This is a genomic window from Bradyrhizobium sp. CCBAU 11434, assembly GCF_028128895.1.
Classification (GTDB): Bacteria; Pseudomonadota; Alphaproteobacteria; order Rhizobiales; family Xanthobacteraceae; genus Bradyrhizobium; species Bradyrhizobium zhengyangense.
Window position 1 is genome coordinate 371916 of the sequence record NZ_LBJX01000100.1, and the last position, 18746, is coordinate 390661.

At 64.9% G+C, this 18746-nt stretch carries 14 protein-coding genes; 9 read left to right on the forward strand and 5 right to left on the reverse strand.

From position 1 onward, the window contains the following. Window positions 1-2: 2 nt before the first annotated feature. From XI06_RS34135 to hpaH, 5 genes are all read right to left on the reverse strand, one after another. Entirely contained in the window at window positions 3-872 is an 870-nt protein-coding gene (locus XI06_RS34135; protein WP_237889610.1) for a fumarylacetoacetate hydrolase family protein, read from the reverse strand. Window positions 873-910: 38 nt separating this feature from the next. Then, on the reverse strand, window positions 911-1894 hold the full coding sequence (gene hpaD / locus XI06_RS34140; RefSeq protein ID WP_237889611.1) for a 3,4-dihydroxyphenylacetate 2,3-dioxygenase: 984 nt from the start codon (window positions 1892-1894) through the stop codon (window positions 911-913). 131 nt (window positions 1895-2025) lie between these two features. Beyond that, complete coding sequence (gene hpaE, locus XI06_RS34145) at window positions 2026-3564, reverse strand: 5-carboxymethyl-2-hydroxymuconate semialdehyde dehydrogenase (RefSeq protein ID WP_237863771.1); 1539 nt, start codon at window positions 3562-3564, stop codon at window positions 2026-2028. Further along, window positions 3557-3955 (reverse strand): 5-carboxymethyl-2-hydroxymuconate Delta-isomerase, encoded by a 399-nt coding sequence (locus XI06_RS34150; protein WP_271607316.1) that lies wholly within the window; start codon window positions 3953-3955, stop codon window positions 3557-3559. Before XI06_RS34150 ends, hpaE begins: the two co-directional genes overlap by 8 nt. Window positions 3956-3989: 34 nt before the next feature. Further along, on the reverse strand, window positions 3990-4796 hold the full coding sequence (hpaH, locus tag XI06_RS34155) for a 2-oxo-hept-4-ene-1,7-dioate hydratase (protein ID WP_237889612.1): 807 nt from the start codon (window positions 4794-4796) through the stop codon (window positions 3990-3992). A gap of 126 nt (window positions 4797-4922) precedes the next feature. On the opposite strand from hpaH, the gene hpaR reads away from it, so the two are divergent. From hpaR to XI06_RS34200, 9 genes are all read left to right on the forward strand, one after another. Beyond that, window positions 4923-5441, forward strand: a complete 519-nt coding sequence (gene hpaR, locus XI06_RS34160) for a homoprotocatechuate degradation operon regulator HpaR (RefSeq protein WP_237863774.1) — start codon at window positions 4923-4925, stop codon at window positions 5439-5441. Between the two features lie 195 nt (window positions 5442-5636). Further along, window positions 5637-6413 (forward strand): HpcH/HpaI aldolase family protein, encoded by a 777-nt coding sequence (locus XI06_RS34165; RefSeq protein ID WP_237863775.1) that lies wholly within the window; start codon window positions 5637-5639, stop codon window positions 6411-6413. 183 nt (window positions 6414-6596) lie between these two features. After that, the gene (locus XI06_RS34170; RefSeq protein WP_237863776.1) at window positions 6597-8120 is read left to right on the forward strand and encodes a UxaA family hydrolase; all 1524 of its coding nucleotides are present in this window, start codon (window positions 6597-6599) and stop codon (window positions 8118-8120) included. 171 nt (window positions 8121-8291) lie between these two features. After that, complete coding sequence (locus XI06_RS34175; protein WP_237889613.1) at window positions 8292-8813, forward strand: PAS domain-containing protein; 522 nt, start codon at window positions 8292-8294, stop codon at window positions 8811-8813. After that, a complete protein-coding gene (locus tag XI06_RS34180) occupies window positions 8791-10095 on the forward strand; it encodes a methyl-accepting chemotaxis protein (protein WP_237889615.1) in 1305 nt (434 codons plus the stop codon). The genes XI06_RS34175 and XI06_RS34180 overlap by 23 nt, the downstream gene beginning before the upstream one ends. 137 nt (window positions 10096-10232) lie before the next feature. After that, complete coding sequence (locus tag XI06_RS34185; RefSeq protein ID WP_237889616.1) at window positions 10233-13502, forward strand: transglutaminase family protein; 3270 nt, start codon at window positions 10233-10235, stop codon at window positions 13500-13502. 27 nt (window positions 13503-13529) lie between these two features. Further along, complete coding sequence (locus XI06_RS34190) at window positions 13530-16043, forward strand: circularly permuted type 2 ATP-grasp protein (RefSeq protein ID WP_237863780.1); 2514 nt, start codon at window positions 13530-13532, stop codon at window positions 16041-16043. Beyond that, window positions 16040-16918 (forward strand): transglutaminase family protein, encoded by an 879-nt coding sequence (locus XI06_RS34195; protein ID WP_237870673.1) that lies wholly within the window; start codon window positions 16040-16042, stop codon window positions 16916-16918. The genes XI06_RS34190 and XI06_RS34195 overlap by 4 nt, the downstream gene beginning before the upstream one ends. Before the next feature lie 174 nt (window positions 16919-17092). Further along, window positions 17093-18727, forward strand: coding sequence for a tetratricopeptide repeat protein (locus XI06_RS34200; RefSeq protein WP_237863782.1), 1635 nt, complete (start codon window positions 17093-17095; stop codon window positions 18725-18727). The last annotated feature ends 19 nt before the right edge of the window (window positions 18728-18746 follow it).

The following is an 18746-nucleotide window of genomic DNA, read 5'->3' on the forward strand; positions in this document are numbered from 1 at the left end:
TCTCAGGCTTCGTCGACGACGCCGTTGCGCAAAGTGCCGATGCCCTCGGCCGCGACCTCGATGACATCGCCGGGCTTCAGGTATCGCGGTGGATCGAACCGCGCTCCCGCGCCCGTCGGCGTGCCCGTGACGATGATGTCGCCGGGCACGAGCGTCGCGAAGGTCGAGATATAGCTGATGAGGTAGCGGAACGGAAACATCAGCCGGCTGGTGCGGTCGTCCTGCCGCAGCTCGCCATTGACGTGCGTGGTCAGCCTGATGTCGGCGATTTGCGCTTCTTTCGTATAAGGCACGAGCCACGGACCCAAGCTGCCGCTGGAATCAAAGTTCTTGCCCTGCGTGACGTTGAATTTGGCGTGGCGCAGCCAGTCGCGCACCGAGCCTTCATTGCAGAGCGTCAGCGCAGCGATATGGTTGAGCGCGGCGCTCTCCTTGATGTGCCGGCCGGGCTTGCCGATCACCAGCACGATCTCGCCCTCGTAGTCGAGCTGCGCGGAGGCGCGCGGACGCACCAGCGGCGTGTCATGGCCGACGAAGGAGCGGGGCGACCGCATGAACATGCTCGGATATTTCGGCGCCTCCTGGCCGTCCTTGTACTCCGCGTTGCGATCAGGATAGTTGACGCCGATGCAGATGATCTTCTCCGGCGCAGGCACCGGCGGTAGCCATGTGATCTCGCCGAGCGCGTGAACCGGCGTGCGGCCGGCGGCCTCTTCGGCAAGGCTCACGAGCTTTCCGGCCGCGATTACCTCGCGCAGCGTCGGATAATCCTTGGCATAGCGCGCGGAGAGATCGACGATGCCGCCCTCGAGGACGGCGCCGTAGCGGGTCTCACCCTTAAGGGAGTAAGTGGCGAGGCGAGGCAGCTTCATGGGTTGCTCATTGTCTTGCGTCGTCCCGACGAGGAATATTAATCCGCCACCAGCACATCGGCCACGAATTTCGGCTCGCGCACGGTCTGGCCCGTGAAGGGCGAGCCCTGCTCGAACCAGGAGCGCGGGGCGGGTGCGCCCCACAGCGTCTGGCGGCGCGGATCGCGCAACGACCAGCGCAGCGGCTCGTGGTCGTGATCGCCCGTAAAATAGTCGCTGGTGTAGAGCTCGAGGCGGTGTCCATCGGGATCACGCACATAGAGGAAGAACGCATTCGAGATGCCATGGCGCCCGGGGCCGCGCTCGATGTTCTTCACAAAGCCCTGGGAAGCCATCACGTCGCAGAGATGGATGATGTTCATCGCCGTCGGCGTCCAGTAGGCGAAGTGATGCAGCCGCGGGCCCTTGCCGTTGGTGATGGCAAAATCGTGGACATTGCCCTTACGATGCATCCAGGCCGCGGCGATGCGCCCGTTCGGCCCGTCCTCCTCGGCATATTCGGTGAGACGGAAGCCGAGCCGCGCATAGAAGTCGACGGTGTCCTGCACCTCGGCGGCGAAGACGTTGAAATGGTCGAGCCGCTGCGGGTGGCAGCCCCGATAGAGATCATAGCGGCGCAAGAGATGCGGCCGGCGGTCCATCGACGCATAGAGCTCGATCTGGAAGCCGAAAGGATCAGTGAATTGCAGCGTGCGGCCCTGGAACGGCTGGTCGACAAAGGCATGGGCGAGGCGGTTCTCGGAGAGAAATCTTGCGGCCTTGTCGAGATCGCCGTCATTGCCGACCTTGAAGCCCAGCCTGTTGCAGGCGGGCACGGCCGCTTTGCGCAGCACCAGCGAGTGATGCTGATGCTCCTCGGCGGCGCGCAGGTACACCACGTTGTCGTCGGCATCCTCGACATGCAGGCCGACCGTGGTCTCGTAGAACTCGCGGCTCAGCTTCAGATCGGTCACGTCGAGCACGACGTGGCTGGAGCGGATGATGTTGAACGGCGGCTCGAAGATGTGTTGCGGTACGGGCATTGCGTTTCCCCTCGGTCTCCTGTCATTCCGGGGCGGCTCGCAGAGCCGAGCCCGGAATCCATCGTGCAGCAGAGTTGGTCGATGAATGGATTCCGGGCCCGCGCTTCGCGCGCCCCGGAATGACCGTTTCCCTAAATTCCCAGTTTCTGAATCTTGTGCGTGCCCCGCGCCAGCGAGACGTGCTTGGTTTCCATGTAGAAGTCGAACGAGTAATCGCCGCCGTCGCGGCCGATGCCCGAGGCCTTCATGCCGCCGAACGGCGTCGGCAGATGGCGGACGTTCTCCGAGTTCAGCCAGATCATGCCGGCCTCCAGGGCATCGGCGACGCGCAGAGCGCGGCCGACGTCGTTGGTCCAGACATAGCCGGTGAGGCCATAACGGATGTCGTTGGCGACCTCGATCGCGTCCTTCTCGTCCTTGAACGGCAGCACGGTAAGGAAGGGGCCGAACACCTCTTCCTGCGCCACGCGCATCTTGCCGTGCGCGCCTGTGACCAGCGTCGGCTCGACATAATGTCCGCCGCCCGGTCCGTCATAGGCCTTGCCGCCGACCGCGATCGTCGCGCCGTCCTGCCGCGCGACGTCGAAATAGGAACAGACTTTTGCGAGGTGCCGCTCGTGGATCAGCGGCCCGATCTCGGTGGCGGGATCGAGGGGATGGCCGACCTTCAGCGCTTTCACCCGCGCGGTCAGCTTCTCCACGAATTTGTCCGCAATGCTCGCCTGGACAAGCAGGCGGCTCGATGAGGTGCAGCGCTCGCCATTGAGCGAGTAGATCATGAACACGACGGCATCGAGCGCGCGATCGAGATCGGCATCGTCGAACACGATGACAGGGTTCTTGCCGCCGAGCTCGAAATGCACGCGCTTCAGGGTCGGCGCGCCCTGAACCATGATCGCCGATCCCGTCGCACTCTCGCCGACGAAGCCGATCGCCTTGATGGCGGGATGCTCGGTCAGCGCCTTGCCGGCCTCTTCGCCAAAGCCATTGACGGTGTTGAGCACGCCATCGGGCACGCCGGCTTCCTTGACTAGTCGCGCCAGAATGGCTGCTGTCACCGGCGACCACTCCGCCGGCTTGTGCACGACGGTGCAGCCCGCGGCGAGGGCAGGGGCGATCTTCCAGGTCGAGAGCATGAACGGCGTGTTCCACGGCGTGATCACGCCGACCGGGCCGATCGGCACACGGGTCGAGATATTCCAGTGCTCGTCGCTCGGCGTGTTGAGGCCGTCGCGCGCCTCGGCGCATTTGTCGGCGAAGAAGCGGAAATTCTCGGCGGCGCGGATCGCGGCCTTGGCCATGAATCGATAGGCCTGGCCGGTGTCGATGCATTCGAGCACCGCGATATCCTCGGCATTGTCCTCGATCGCATCCGCCACCCGATGCAGCAGCTTGCGCCGCATCGCGGGCCCCATGTCGCGCCAGGACTTGAAGGCGAGGGAAGCGGCGGTCGCCGCGGCATCGATATCCTCGGCATTGCCACGCGCAACGCTGGCGAGCACAGCGCCATCGACCGGCGACTTGGTCTCGAACGTCTCGCCTGAGATGGACGGCACGATCTTGCCGTCGATCATGTGGCCGACGCCGTCGGCGCGCAGCTTTTTCAGCAGCGGTGCGACGCGATCGCGGTTGGCCTGAAACACATCGGCTTTCGGCGTGGGCTTATCCATGGGCGGCCTCCACTTTCAGGGCGTCGTGGATGTTGTTGCGCTTCCAGCTGGTGTCCTTGTCGTTGATCTGCATGTCGAACGACAGAGCGAACTTGCTGGCGGCGAAGACGGGATCGAGATGTTTTGAGAGCGCCTGAAACACATGCTCGCCGGCTTTCTTGCGGGTCGGCAGGTCGCGGCCCTCGCCGATGCGCAGCACCATGTCGAGGAAACCGTAATCGTGCCTGCTATCTGCGATCGCATAGTGTTCGCACCTGACAGCGCGAACGCGGATGCCGCCGAGCGGGAAGATCACGGTCTCGACGGCTGCCTTGCGCACGACTTCGCACACCGCCGCGATGTCGAGGCGGCTGTCGAGATTGGCCGAATATTCGATCGTGAAATGCGGCATGGCAGTTTCACTCCCTGTGTCGTCTTATTGCTTTCTAAGCGAAGTAGCAGCTGACCGAGCCGTAGGCGCCATAATCGGCTTGAATTGTGTCGCCCTTGCGGGTCTCGATCGGACGGATGAAGGAGCCGGCCAGCACGACCTGGCCGGGCTCCAGCGCAAGGCCGAGCGGCGCGATCTTGTTCGCAAGCCACGCAACGGCGGTTGCGGGATGATTGAGCACGCCGGCGGCAAGGCCGGTCTCCTCGAGCTGGCCGTTCCTGAAGCAGAGCGCGCCGATCCAGCGCAGGTCGGCATCGAGCGGGCGGATCGGCCGCCCGCCGAGCACGATGCCGGCATTTGCGGCATTGTCCGCGATTGTATCGTAGATCTTGCGCGTCGCCTTGGTCGTGGGATCGACCCGCTGGATGCGCGTATCCAGGATCTCCAGCGCCGGCACCACGAAGTCGGTGGCGTTGAGCACGTCGAACATCGTGCAGTCGGGCCCCGACAGGCGCTTGCTCATGACGAAGGCAAGCTCGGCCTCGACGCGCGTCGCAATGAAGCGCTCGGTCGGAATGGTCCCGCCATCGGCAAAGAACATGTCGTCCAGCAGCACGCCGGAATCAGGCTCGTCGATGTTGAGCGCGCTCTGCATCGCCTTCGAGGTCAGGCCGATCTTGTGGCCTTTGACGAGGCGTCCCTCGGCGATCTTGATGTCGACCCATGCCTTCTGAATCGCGTAGGCATCGGCGATGGTGATCCCGGGGAAATCCTGCGACAGTTGCCGGATCTGCACGCGGGTCTTCTCCGCCCGGTGCAGACGGTCAGCGCAAGCTTGGATATCGTCGTTGGAAAGCGCCATGGGTGATCTGTGAAATCGTGGTGCCTCGAGATACTTAACATGTTAAGTGACTGCGTCAAACAGAAATTGGGTTTGTTGCACTGCAAACGTTTTGCGGTCTGAAAAGGGCGACTTTGAAAGGGCGATATGGCGAAGAGACCCCCTGATCCCGCGAACGGAAATGCACCCGTCGCCCGCCAGGTGCCGATGCGCGATTTCTCGCGCTCGCTGCCGATGTCGCTGCTGCGGGCACGCGAGGCGGTGATGCGGCAATTTCGCCCCAAGCTGCGCGAGCACGGTCTGACCGAGCAGCAATGGCGAATCCTGCGCGCGCTCGCCGCCATCGAGGCCGCCGAGGTCACGGAACTCGCGCGCACCGCGTTCCTCCTGGGGCCAAGCCTGTCGCGTATCCTGCGCGATCTCGAGGCACGCAATCTGATCGAGCGCAGGACGGCGAAGTCGGACCAGCGCCGCAGCATGGTCTCGATCTCGAAAGACGGTGTGAAGCTGATGGCCTCCGTCGCGCCTTCATCGGAAGCGATCTATGCCGAGATCACGCAGCGCTTCGGCGCGCGAAAGCTTGCCGAGTTGCAGGAGATGCTCGGAGAGTTGGAACAGAGTCTCGCAGGACTCGGCGCCGCCGACGGGGCAAGTGCCGAGGAGTGAACAGCAGATATGCGCGAGAGCGCAGCGTCTGTCGTGGACATCAGCGCTTTTTTTCGCTCAAAGTGCCGCGCGAGCCGGTCACCCCAATCCGGGGCCGTGGCGGATGACGCCAGCCTTGCTGGATGATATCCGGGCGGCGATAATGAACACCGCCCGCAGGGTCGAAGCGTCCCAACAACAAAGAAGGAAGGCAACGTGGCGAACAAGGTCAAGGAAATCTGGAAGTCGGGCAAGGCCGTGGTCAACGCGTGGCTGGCTATTCCTTCCGGCTTCTCGGCTGAGATGATCGCGCAATGCGGCTTCGACAGCGTCACCGTCGACATCCAGCATGGCGTGCAGGACTACCAGTCGATGGTGCAGTGCTTCCAGGCCATGGACAAGCACCCGGTCGTCCCGATGGTCCGCGTGCCCTGGAACGAGCCCGGCATCATCGGCAAGGTGCTCGACGGCGGCGCCTATGGCGTGATCTGCCCGATGGTCAACACGGCGCAGGAAGCCAGGAACCTCGTTTCCTATTCGAAATATCCGCCACAGGGCGTCCGCTCCAACGGCCCGATCCGCGCTGGCATGTACGGCACCGCGGGCTCCTACCAGAAGACCGCAAATGCCGACACCATCCTGCTGCCGATGATGGAGACGAAGACCGCGGTCGAGAACATGGAAGCGATCCTCGACGTCGAAGGCATCGACGGCGTCTATATCGGCCCGTCCGACCTCGGCTTCTCCTACGGCCTCGAGCCGAAGCTCGATCGCTCCGAGCCCGAGATCCTCGCAATCTACGACAAGATCATCAAGGAGTGCGGCAAGCGCGGCCTCAATCCCGGCATCCATTGCAGCGGCGCCGAAGGTGCTGCGCGCGCCATCAACATGGGCTTCAAGCTGGTGACGCTCTCGAACGAGGTCGGCTTGATGACGACCTACGCCAAGATGCAGGTCAACGCCACCCGCAAGGAGTCGGGCGGCAAGGCTTGAGCTCTCTCCTTTCCCTCTCCCCGTTTTTTACGGGGCGAGGGTTAGGGGGAGGGGCCTCTCTCAATACGTGACCAAACTAACAAATCGAGCGCGCGGCTTGCCCCTCACCCGGATCGCTGTGCCGATCCGACCTCTCCCCGTAAGAACGGGGAGAGGTGGAGTAAGAGACCCGAGGAGACTTCCATGACCATCAGCCCCGTCATCCGCCTGCATCCCGATGATGGCGTGCTGATCGCGCGCGCCAGCCTGCCGCCGGGAACGGTGGTGGCCGATGGCGTCACCACGGTCGAGCGCATCCCCTCCGGCCACAAGGTTGCGATCAAGCCGATCGCGGTGGGCGAACCTGTCATCCGCTACGGCCAGATCATCGGCTTTGCGACCCAGGCCATCGCGCCGGGCCAGCACGTGCATGTGCAGAACATCGGCATGGGCGACTTCGCCAAGGACTACGCCTATTGCGCCGACGTCAAGCCGACGCCGAATTTCGATCTGCCAGCGACCTTCGAAGGCATCCGCCGTCCGGACGGTCGCGTCGCCACGCGCAATTATATCGGCATCCTCACCTCGGTGAATTGCAGCGCCCATGTCGCGGGCCTTGTCGCCGACGTCTTCAAGAAGAATCCTTTCACCGGCGACAATCCGCTGGCCGAGTTTCCCAATGTCGACGGCGTCGTCGCGCTGACGCACAAGACCGGCTGCGGCATGACGCAGAACGAGCCGCTGGCGCTGCTCCGCCGCACGCTCGGCGGTTATGCGCGGCACGTCAATTTCTCCCACGTCATCGTGCTCGGCCTCGGCTGCGAGGTGAACCAGATCGGCGGCCTGATGGAAGAGCAGAAGCTCGCCGGCCGCCTGCGCGCGATGGACATCCAGGAGGTCGGCGGCACCCGCAAGACGGTCGAGGCGGGCATCGCTTTCGTGCGCGAGGCGCTCGCTGACGCCAACAAGGTCAAGCGCGAGACGGTGCCGGCGAGCGAACTGACCGTGGCGCTGCAATGTGGCGGCTCGGACGGCTATTCCGGCGTCTCGGCCAATCCTGCGCTGGGCGCGGCCAGCGATCTCGTCGTCCGCCATGGCGGCACCGTGATCCTCTCGGAGACGCCGGAGACCTACGGTGCCGAGCATCTGCTGACCCGCCGTGCGGTCAGCCGCGAGGTCGGTGAGAAGCTGGTCGACCTCATGCGCTGGTGGGACGAATACACGACGCGCGAAGGCGCCGAGATGAACGCCAATCCGAGCCCCGGCAACAAGGCCGGCGGTCTCACCACCATCCTGGAGAAGTCGCTCGGCGCGATGGCCAAGGCCGGCACCACCAACCTCGTCGAGGTGCTGCGCTACGCCGAGCCGGTGACCAAGCGCGGCTTCGTGTTCATGGACACGCCCGGCTACGACCCCGTCGCAGCCACCGGGCAGGTGGCCGGCGGCGCCAACCTCGTCTGCTTCACCACCGGCCGCGGCAGCGTGTTCGGCTGCAAGCCGGCACCCTCGATCAAGCTGGCCACCAACACGCCGATGTACAAGCGCATGGAAGAGGACATGGACGTCAATTGCGGCACCATCCTCGAAGGCGAGGAGAGCGTCGAACAGTGTGGCAAGCGCATCTTCGATCTCATCCTCAAGACCGCGTCGGGTCAGCCGACCAAGAGCGAAAGCTTCGATTTCGGCGGCGCCGAGTTCGCGCCCTGGGTGCTGGGCGCGACGATGTGACGGTGCTGATGCACCTCGCTGCAGAATGCCGACACCTACGTAATCATACGTAGGTGCCATATGACCGCGGGAATTCCTGCGGTCACCCGAGATTAACGTTTCGCACCGTATTCGTTGGGTCATGCAGGCGACTCCTTCGAGGGCGCTGCCCTTCGACAGGATTCGTCAACGATGACGCGTGCGATACGGCCGACTGGCGTGGAGAGCTTCCTCGGCGAGGAAGAGCTGATCGTATCGAAGACCGATCTGAAAGGCCGCATCACTTACGCCAACGACGTCTTCGTTCGCATGGCCAAATATTCCTACGCGGAGCTGATGGGCGCGCCCCACAGCCTGATCCGTCATCCCGACATGCCGCGCGCCGTCTTCAAGCTGCTGTGGGACACGCTGCAATCCAAGCAGGAGATATTCGCCTACGTCGTCAATCTGGCGAAGGATGGCAGCCAATACTGGGTGTTTGCGCACGTCACGCCGACGTTCGACGAGCGCGGCAATATCGTCGGCTATCACTCCAACCGTCGTAAGCCCGATCCCATCCAGATCGAGCGCATCAAGCCGATCTACAAGACGTTGTGCGCCGAAGAGGCGCGTCACGCCAATGCCAAGGACGGCATGCATGCGAGCTTCGATGCGATGGTCGGACTCCTAAAGCAACAGGGTGTCGGTTACGATGAATTTGTGCTCTCTCTCTAAGGCGCAGGGAGCGACCGCGCTCGCATGCATTCTTGCCGTCGTTGCGTTCGCACTTGCGCTGCTTGGCGTGACCGGACTTTCCGCTGCGGCATTGCTCGGCGCGACCATTGTGCTGCTCGGCTACGCGGTCTGGTGCCAGCGTCGCACGGCGGTGGCCGTCGATGAGGTGGCCGACGTCTGCCGCAAGGCTTCGCAGGGCGATCTCGAAGCGCGTATCCTCAGCGATCGTCAAGCCGGCCGGATCGGGTCGATCCAGAAATCGGTCAACGATATGCTCGACATCACCGATGCCTTCGTCCGCGAGGCTTCGGCGTCGATGGACTATGCCAGCCGCGGCAAGTATTTCCGCAAGATCCTCGCGCGCGGTCTGCCCGGCTCGTTTCGCCGTTCGGCCACCGTCATCAATTCGGGCACCGACAGCCTCGGCCGCCGCGTGGTCGAGATCGGCGATCTCGCAAGACAGTTTGGCACCCATCTCGACGGCGTCGCCGGCACGCTGATGGGCGCGGCGACGGATCTCGAATCCGACGCCGGCCAGATGGCGACCGCGGCCGAGAAGACCAGCCGCCAGACCTCCGGCGTGCTCAGCGCCTCCGACCAGGCCTCGCGCAACGTCGCGACCGTCGCCAGCGCCGCCGAGCAGCTCGCATCCTCGATCGCCGAGATCGGCCGCCAGGTCACCGGCTCGACCGCAAGCACCGGCCGCGCCGTGACCGAGGCCAACCGCGCCGGCAGCGAGATCCGAAACCTGGCGGACGCGGCGCTGCGGATCGGCGACGTCGTCAAGCTGATCAGCGAGATCGCCTCGCAGACCAATCTCCTCGCGCTTAACGCCACCATCGAGGCGGCACGCGCCGGCGAGGCCGGCCGCGGCTTTGCGGTCGTCGCGTCCGAGGTCAAGAGCCTGGCCAACCAGACCGCCAAGGCGACCGAGGAGATCAGCGCCAAGGTCGGCGAGATGCAGCAATCCACCACCAATTCGGTCGCCGCCGTCGAGGCGATCGCGCAGACAATCGCCGAGATCAACGGCATCACCGCCTCGATCGCGACCTCGATCGAGCAGCAGGGCTTTGCCACCCGCGAGATCGCCCGCAACGTCCAGGAGGCCTCGGCCGGCACCGCGCAGATGTCCTCCAACGTCACAGGCATCAGCGAGGCCGCCGCCGACACCGGCCGCGTCGCTGCCCGCGTCAACAGCGCCTCCGAGCGCGTCCACGGCGAGGTCGGAACGCTCCGGCGCGAGGTGACGCAGTTTTTGCAGCGGCTGACCTCGGCGGCGTAAGAGCGCCCTCGCGCACCCAGCAGCGACGCGAAAGCGACGGCCCGCACCTTGCATAGGCACGGTCTGCCCGTTGTTAGTGCTTGATCGCATTGACATCAGGTGTTCTGCTCAAAAAAGCTGCTGGAGCACCGTACCCCGTGTCGATCTACGTCGCATTGCACCACGTCACGCACTACAAATACGACCGCCCGATCGATCTGGGACCGCAGACCATCCGCCTGCGGCCGGCGCCGCATACGCGGACGCCGATCCTGAGCTATTCGCTCAAGGTCACGCCATCCAATCATTTCGTGAACTGGCAGCAGGACCCGCAGGGCAACTGGCTGGCACGCTACGTCTTTCCGGAGAAGACCACCGAGCTGAAATTCGAGGTCGACTTCACGGCGCAGATGACGACGGTCAATCCGTTCGACTTCTTTGTCGAGCCCTATGCCGACAGCTTTCCGTTCGAGTATCCAAAGGATCTCAAGACTGAGCTGGCGCCGTATCTCGAGACCATCAAGCCCGATCCGGCCTTCGCAAAATATCTGGCCTCGATCCCACGCGAGGCGCCGAACACGGTCAACTTCCTGGTCGACCTCAATCGCGAGCTGCAGAAGAAGATCAGTTACATCATCCGCATGGAGCCCGGCGTGCAGACGCCGGAGGAGACGCTCACCTCCTGCGCCGGCTCGTGCCGCGACTCGGCCTGGCTATTGATCCAGACCTTCCGTCATCTCGGTCTCGCCGCGCGCTTCGTCTCCGGCTACCTGGTCCAGATCCGCCCTGACATCGATCCGATCGAGGGACCGCCTGAGGTCGAGAACGACTTCACCGATCTGCATGCCTGGGCCGAGGTCTATCTGCCGGGCGCGGGCTGGATCGGTTTCGACGCCACGTCGGGCATGCTGGCGGGCGAGGGGCACATCCCCGTGGCCGCCACGCCGCATTATCGCTCGGCCGCGCCGATCTCGGGCGGCGCCGGCTTTGCCGAGGTCGAGTTCGCCTTCGATATGAGCGTGAAGCGCATCCGCGAGGCGCCGCGCATCACAAAGCCGTTCTCGGACGATTCCTGGGCGCGGCTCAACGATCTCGGCGAGCAGGTCGACGGCGACCTCGCCGCACAGGATGTGCGCCTCACCATGGGCGGCGAACCGACCTTCGTGTCCGTCGATGATCTCGAAGCGGCGGAGTGGAATACGGAGGCGGTCGGTCCGACCAAGCGCGCGCTCGGCGACGATTTGATCCGGCGGCTGCGCAATCGCTTCGCGCCGGGCGGCCTGCTGCATTACGGCCAGGGCAAATGGTATCCGGGCGAGAGCCTGCCGCGCTGGGCCTTCGGCCTGTACTGGCGCAAGGACGGCCTGCCGATCTGGAAGAACGCGGATCGCATCGCCAAGATCGAGAATCCCAAGCGCGCCCAGACCGAGGACGCCGAGGATTTCATGGAGGGCACGGCGGTTCGGCTCGGGCTAGATCCCGGCTACATTATTCCGGCCTATGAGGACACCGTCTATTGGCTCCAGAAGGAAGCCGAGCTTCCGATCAACGTCGATCCCTCGAACTCCCAGCTGTCGGATCCCGAAGCGCGTGCGCGCATGGCGCGGGTGTTCAATCAGGGCCTGCGGGCGCCGCGCGGCTTCGTGCTGCCGGTGCAGCGCTGGAACGCGCCGCCGCGCTGGCGCAGCGAGCGTTGGCAACTGCGTCGCGGTCATCTGTTCCTGTCGCCGGGCGATTCACCGCTCGGCCTGCGCCTGCCGCTCGGCTCGCTCGGCTATGTCCCGCCCAATCAATATCCCTACATCGTCGAGCAGGACCCGATGGAGGCGCGCGGCAAGCTGCCGGTGTTCACGCTCCCGGAGCGGCCGAAATCGCCGCAGCGGGTTGCGCCCGAGCAGCTCAACACATCTGTTCCCGTGCGCACCGCGCTGTCGATCGAAGTGCGCGACGGCGTGATCTGCGCCTTCATGCCGCCGGTTGAGCGCATCGAGGATTATCTCGAGCTGGTCGCGGCACTCGAAGCCACGGCCGAGGAGATGCAGCTTCAGGTCCATGTCGAGGGCTATGCGCCGCCGTTCGATCCGCGCATCGAGGTCATCAAGGTGACCCCGGATCCCGGTGTCATCGAGGTCAACATCCAGCCGGCGCAAAGCTGGCGCGATGCGGTCGAGATCACCTCGGGCCTCTATGAGGACGCCGGCAAGGTTCGTCTCGGCGCCAATCGTTTTCTGCTCGATGGCCGCCACACCGGTACCGGCGGCGGCAATCACGTCGTGATCGGCGGCTTGAGCCCGCAGGACTCGCCGTTCCTGCGCCGGCCTGATCTCCTCAAGAGCCTCGTGCTCTACTGGCAGCGGCATCCGTCGCTGTCCTACTTCTTCTCCGGGCTTTTCATCGGCCCGACCAGCCAGGCGCCGCGCATCGACGAAGCCCGCCACGACAGCATCTATGAGCTCGAGATCGCACTCTCGCACGTGCCGCCGCCGGGCTACCAGGTGCCGCTGTGGCTGGTGGACCGGCTGTTTCGGCATTTGCTGGTCGACATCACCGGCAACACCCATCGCTCCGAGATCTGCATCGACAAGCTCTATTCGCCTGATGGTCCGGCGGGACGTCTCGGTCTCGTCGAATTCCGCGCGCTCGAAATGCCGCCGGATCCGCGGATGTCATTGGCGCAGCAGCTCCTGATCCGCGCGCTGATCGCAAAATTCTGGCGTGAGCCGCAACAAGGCAAGTTCGTGCGCTGGGGCACGGCGCTGCATGACCGCTTCATGCTGCCGCATTTCATCTGGGAAGATTTTCAGGACGTGCTCTCCGAGCTGAAAAACTTCGGCTATGCATTCGAGCCGGAATGGTATCTGGCCCAGCTTGAATTCCGTTTCCCCGCCTTCGGCCGCGTCCACCACGGCGGCGTGACGATGGAGCTGCGGCAGGCGCTGGAGCCCTGGCATGTCCTGGGCGAAGAAGGCTCGGCCGGCGGCACCGTGCGCTATGTCGATTCGTCCGTCGAACGGCTCCAGGTCAAGGCCGAGGGCTTCGTCGAAGGCCGCCACATCATCGCCTGCAACGGCCGCCGCCTGCCGATGACCTCGACCGGCCGCTCGGCCGAGGCCGTGGCCGGGGTCCGCTTCAAGGCCTGGCAGCCGGCCTCCGGCCTGCACCCGACCATCCCGGTCCATGCGCCGCTGACGTTTGACCTGATCGACAGCTGGAACGGCCGCTCGCTCGGCGGCTGCGTTTATCACGTCGCCCATCCCGGCGGTCGCAACTACGAGACCAAGCCCGTCAACACCTACGAGGCCGAGGCGCGGCGGCTGGCGCGCTTCCAGGACCACGGCCATACGCCGGGGCCGATGCAGCCGCCGCCCGAGGAACGCACAAATGAATTCCCGCTGACCCTCGACTTGCGGACCCCGCTCCTGCAATGAGTATGATGGTGGGGCAGGGAGAGGCGCATGGGCGAGGGCGCAGCCGAAGGCGACAGAGGGACAGGTAAGGCGCAAAGCCAGCGCCGGCTCGCGCAGTGGGTCCGCGATTACAGCCGCCTGCCGGGCATCCCCGACGAGTTCCTGGGGCCCGACGGTGCCCCCCGCGCGGTCTGGAGCCGGTTCTTCGACGCTTTCGGTGCGTTGGCGCCTGACGAGGTCGAGCGGCGCTTCGGCATGGCCGACCGTCACCTTCGCGAGGCCGGCGTCACCTATCGCGCCCCCGGCGACAGCGCCGACCGGCCCTGGATGCTCAGTCATCTGCCGCTGCTGATCGACGAAGCCGACTGGAAGCAGCTCTGCGCCGGCATCACCCAGCGCGCCGAACTTCTCGAGCTCGTGCTGCGCGACATCTATGGCGAGGGCCGGCTGATCGCGGACGGCGCGCTGCCTGCCGGTGCGATCGCCGGCAGCCCCGAATATCTCCGTCCCGTCTGCGGCGTGCCGCCGCCGGGCGGCCGCTATCTCTCGCTGTATGCCGCCGATGTCGGCCGCGGGCCCGACGGCCGCTGGTGGGTGCTCGGCGACCGCACGCAGGCGCCGTCGGGGGCAGGCTATGCGCTGGAGAATCGCCTCGTGCTCTCGCGCGCCTTCTCCGATCTCTACAAGTCGATGAACGTGCCGCGCGTCGCGCCGTTCTTCGAGGCGTTTCGCGATTCGCTTCGCGCGCGCGCCGACCGCGACGAGCCGCGCATCGGCGTGCTCACGCCCGGCAGTTTCAGCGAGACCTATTTCGAGCATGCGACGCTGGCGCGCTATCTTGGCTTCCTGCTGGTCGAGGGTGACGATCTCGCCGTCAGCGACAACCGCATCCACATCCGCACCGTCGCGGGCCTGAAGCGGCTCGACGTGCTGCTCCGCCGTGTTGATTCCAATTCGCTCGATCCGCTCGAGCTCGATGCCTCCTCGCATCTCGGCGTGCCCGGCCTGATCGACGTGCTGCGCAAGGACGGCGTCGTCGTCGCCAACATGCCCGGCTCGGGCGTGTTGGAGGCGAGGGCGCTGCTCGGCTTCCTGCCGGCGCTCAGCCGTCGACTGCTCGGCGAAGAGCTGAAGATGCCGCATATCGCGACCTGGTGGTGCGGTCAGAAATCGGCGCGTGACGAGGTGCTGTCGCGGCTCAACGAGGTCGCGATCGAAGGCGCCTACCAGCGCGGTGTTCCCGGCTTCGATAGCAACGGTCCGGTGCTCGCAAGCGGGCTCGATGTAGCAGGACGTCAGCGCCTGGTGGATGCCATCGGCGCGCGCGGCATGGATTATGTCGGCCAGGAGGTGGTGCGTCTCTCCACCATGCCGGTGTGGGAGCAGGGCCAGTTGACGCCGCGGCCGTTCGTGCTGCGTGTGTTTGCGGCCGCAACGCCCGATGGCTGGGCCATCATGCCCGGCGGCTTCTGCCGCATCGCCGAGCAGGCGGACGCGCGCGCGGTGTCGATGGGCGATGGTGCGCGTGCCGCTGATGTCTGGGTTGTCTCCGAGAAGAAGGTCTCGACCGCATCTCTGCTGCCGGCAACCGACAAGGTGCGGATCCGCCGTATCGCTGGTGTGCTGCCGAGCCGCGCCGCCGACAATCTGTTCTGGCTTGGCCGCTATCTCGAACGTGCCGAAGCAACGCTGCGGCTGGTACGCGCGCTGGGCTCGCCAAGTGGACCCAACAAGGGCACCGCGGCTTCGCTGCAATCGGCCGAACGGATCCAGCGCCTGCTGGTGACCTGGGGGGCGATCTCACAGACCTCGCGCGCGGCCCCGAGCCGTATCGTCGCTGAAGCGTTGCAGAGCGAGGCGCGTTTCGGCTCGGCGTTGTCGCTGGTGCGCTCGGCGCTGCGCACGGCCACCTCCTTGCGCGAGCGGCTGTCGCCGGATGCCTGGCAGGTCATCACCGAGATGGCCGAGCGTCTCTCCTACGAGGTCGAGGACGACGACAGTGTGCTGAGCGCGGCCGAGCTGACCCTGCAGGAGCTCGCCAGCTTCGCAGGTCTTGCGCAGGAGAACATGAACCGCGCCGCCGGCTGGCGCTTCCTCGATATCGGACGCCGTACCGAGCGCGCCATCAACACCACGCGCTTTGCACGGCAGTTCGCCTATGACGAGGCGGGCGATGAGGATCTCGACATCCTGCTGACGCTGGTGGATTCCCAGATCACCTATCGCTCGCGCTATCTGCTCGCGCCGATCCTGGCGCCGGTGCGCGATCTCGCGGTGCTCGACAGCTACAATCCGCGCTCGGTCGCGTTCCAGGTCGCGACCCTGAACGAGCATATCGCGGCGCTGCCGAGCCTGAAGGAGCACGGCCTGATCGAAAAGCCGCAGCGGCTTGCGGTGGCGGTGCAGGCGATGCTGGCGACCGCGGAGGCGGAGAAGCTCGAGGTCAAGGCGCTGTTTGCGCTGGAGCAGGATCTGCTCGGCCTCGCCGAGGCGATCGGGCTGCATTATTTCCCGCACGGCCCGAATGCGAGCCGGCCGGAAAAATTGACGGGGCTGGCGTGATCTACGACATCCGGCACGTCACCACCTACGAATATGAGAGCCCGGTCAGCTTCGCCCGCTGCACGCTGCGGCTCGAGCCGAACAGCGGTCACGGTCAGGAGTTGATCTCGCACAAGGTCGAAATCCGCCCGCGCCCGTCGGAGCGCAACGTCCGGCGCGACTTCTTTGGCACGCTGACCGAGAGCATCGTGATCGAGGCCGCGCATCGCAATTTGCGCATCGACTCGCGCTCGCGTGTTTCAGTCGATCGCAAGCCGCCGGCGCGCGATGCCGCGAGCCCGTCCTGGGAGAGCATCCGCGATATTGCCTTCGAAGCCACGAGTCTCGGGCCATCCTCGCCGGTCGGCTATGTCTTTGCGAGCCCGCTGGTGCCTGTTTTGCGCCCCGTCAGCGCCTATGCCGTGGAGAGCTTCAAGCCCGATACCGGCATCATCGCCGGCGCGGTTGATCTCATGCACCGCATACGCGCCGAGTTTCGCTACGATCCCAAGGCCACCGCCATCTCGACGCCGCTCAACGAGGTCTTCGACAAGCGCCATGGCGTCTGCCAGGATTTTGCGCATGTCATGATCGCGGGGCTTCGCGGGCTCGGCCTGCCTGCGGCCTATGTCAGCGGTTATTTGCGCACCATTCCGCCGCCGGGCCAGACGCGCTTGCAGGGCGCGGACGCAACCCATGCCTGGGTGTCGCTATGGTGTGGGGCGGAGCTCGGTTGGATTGATTTCGATCCGACCAACGATCTCCTGGTCGCCAACGACCACATCGTGCTGGCGATCGGCCGCGACTTCTCCGATGTGTCTCCGGTCGACGGCATCATCGTCGGCTCGCCGAAGCAGAAGCTCGGCGTCGCCGTGGACGTGCTGCTGGTGGAATGACCGTCGTTTCACGGACTCCGGTGTGTGACCGAATGCGTCTGGTTGCGGGAAATTTGTTTCATCGTATTTCCTCGATCTGCCGAACGGCGGTTCATTAACACGCTGTTAACGCTACCCCGCGACATGTTGGCTCAGGTTCAACGCTGCTTCGGGGGCGTCACCGCCGGAGACCACATGACGTCACCATCGATGGCTCTCGCGCAGCCTGCCGCCGGCACGCCAAATATTGCGGACATGCTGCGCACCGGCCGCGAACACTACCGGCGCGGCGAGATCAAGCCCGCAATCGCGGTATTTCAGGCCGGACTCGCGCTTGCGACGACGGCGTCGATCGGTGTCGTCGTCGACCGCGTTGCCGATCTGCACGCGGCGCTCGCCAATGCCTTCATGCTCTGCGACGACATCTGTTCTGCAGCCGAGAACTACAAGGCAGCGTTGCGCATCGCGCCGCATCTCGTCGCCTGCTGGTGCAATCTCGGCATCGTCCACCAGCGCACCGGCATGATTCAGGATGCGATTTCGCTGTATCTGGAGGCGCTCAGGCGCAATCCGGGCCATCGGCCGTCGCGTACCAATTTGGTCGAGGCGCTGGTGGCGACGCGGCAGTTCGCGATCGCCAAGACTTTGCTGCTCGAATTGATCGAGGAGACGCCCGATGACGCGGATCTCCGCAGCCAGCTCGGCAAGGTCTGCTTCGAGCTCGGCGAGACCGGTGAGGCCGTCGCGCAATTCGAGCAGGCCATGGCGCTCGCGCCCGAACAGGCCGAGAATTTTTACTGGGTCGGGGCGATCCGTCAGGTGCGCGGCGAAGAGGAACAGGCGGAGGTCGCTTACGCCCGCGCTGCGCAAGTGCATCCGATCCTGTGCAGACAGGCGACCCAGTCGCCGCCTGCGTTTCGGGCGCTGGCGCTGTTTGCACCTTTTGTCGGCAACACGCCGGTCGAATTCCTGTTCAAGGATTGCGGCTACGAGACCTGCATCCTGTCGCTCTTGCCCGGTTGCCAACCGGATATCGCGCTGCTGGCGCGTGAGGCTGACATCGTCGTCAACCTCGTCTCAGACGCCGATCAGGGCACGGAAGTGCTTCCGCTCGCCGCGGCCATTGCACGCGATCTCGGCAAGCCAGTCGTCAACGATCCCGCAAAAATCCGGAGTACGACGCGCGACGCCACGGCTCTGGCGCTCGCCGACGTCGAGGGCTGCCGCGTGCCACGCACGGTCCGTATCGCAGCCGGCGAGGGGCTCCCTGATGGTCTCAAGCTCGCTTTTCCAGTGCTGGCGCGACAGGCCGGCATGCATGGTGGCGACCTCTTCGAGAAGCTCGACGATCTGGCTGCACTGGTCTCGTTCCTCGCGGCACATGCGGACCATGACCGCTACGTGATCGACTATATCGATTATCGCTCTGCAGACGGCTTTTTCCGCAAGTACAGGTTCTTGTTCGTGGGCGAGGAAATCCTGCCCTATCATCTGGCGATTGGCGACGACTGGAAGCTCCATCGCGATGCGACGGAGATGGGCCGTCATGCCTGGATGCAGGCCGAGGAGGAGCACTTTCTGCGTGCCCCCGAGCAGGTCTTCAGCCCGCGCCACTATGCGGCGTTGCGAGTCATTCGCGATCGTATCGGTCTCGACTATTTCGGCATCGATTGCGGATTGGACCCTGACGGCCGTCTCGTCGTGTTCGAGGTCAACGCCTCCATGCTGGTGCACGACCAGAATCCGGAATTTCCCTACAAGAATCCGTATATTCGCGGGATCAAGGTCGCATTCGACGGCATGCTTGCGCGCCTCGCGCGAGGGAATTGACGCGTCCGTCCGCAACGCG